This window comes from Actinomadura rubrisoli, assembly GCF_004349215.1.
Classification (GTDB): Bacteria; Actinomycetota; Actinomycetes; order Streptosporangiales; family Streptosporangiaceae; genus Spirillospora; species Spirillospora rubrisoli.
Window position 1 is genome coordinate 1 of record NZ_SMKU01000781.1, and the last position, 610, is coordinate 610.

Below are 610 nucleotides of genomic sequence, written 5' to 3' on the forward strand. Positions count from 1 at the left end.
GGGAGGGCGCTTCGGGGGGTGATGTGCGGCAGTTGGAGAGCAATCTGAAGGCTCTCGGGTACGAGGTGGCCGTGGACGGGGAGTTCACCGCCGCGACCGGGGCCGCGGTGAGGGAGTGGCAGGACGATCGGGGGCTGGAGGAGACGGGGACGGTCGACTCCGGGCAGGTCGTGTTCCTGAGCGGGGCCGTGCGGGTGCGGGAGGTGAAGGCGCCCGAGGGGAAGCAGGTGGGACAGGGGCAGCCCGTCTTGAACGTGGCCGGGACGAGGCGGGTCGTCCATGTGGATCTGGACGCGGACCGGCAGGACATCGCGCGCAAGGGCGCCAGGGTCTCGGTGGAGCTGCCCGGCGGGAAGACCGTCACGGGGACGATCAGCGAGGTCAGCGGGGTCGCGGAGAGCAGCGGGACCGGGCAGGACAAGAAGACGACGGTGGGCGTCGACATCTCGCTGGGAAGTGCCGGGACGGGACGGCTGGACGAGGCGCCCGTCAGCGTGGAGCTGGAGGGCGAGCGGCGGCGGGGCGTGCTGTCGGTGCCGGTCGAGGCGCTGCTGGCGCCGCGGGAGGGCGGCTTCGCGGTGGAGGTCGTGGAGGTGTCTCTTATACACAC

Annotated in this window: 1 protein-coding gene; it reads left to right on the forward strand. The window is 72.0% G+C overall.

Annotated elements, in window-relative coordinates; genetic code table 11:
• Nucleotides 1–32: 32 nt before the first annotated feature.
• A partial coding sequence (locus E1298_RS47455; RefSeq protein ID WP_243726292.1) for a peptidoglycan-binding protein occupies nucleotides 33–610 on the forward strand: 578 nt, incomplete at its 3' end.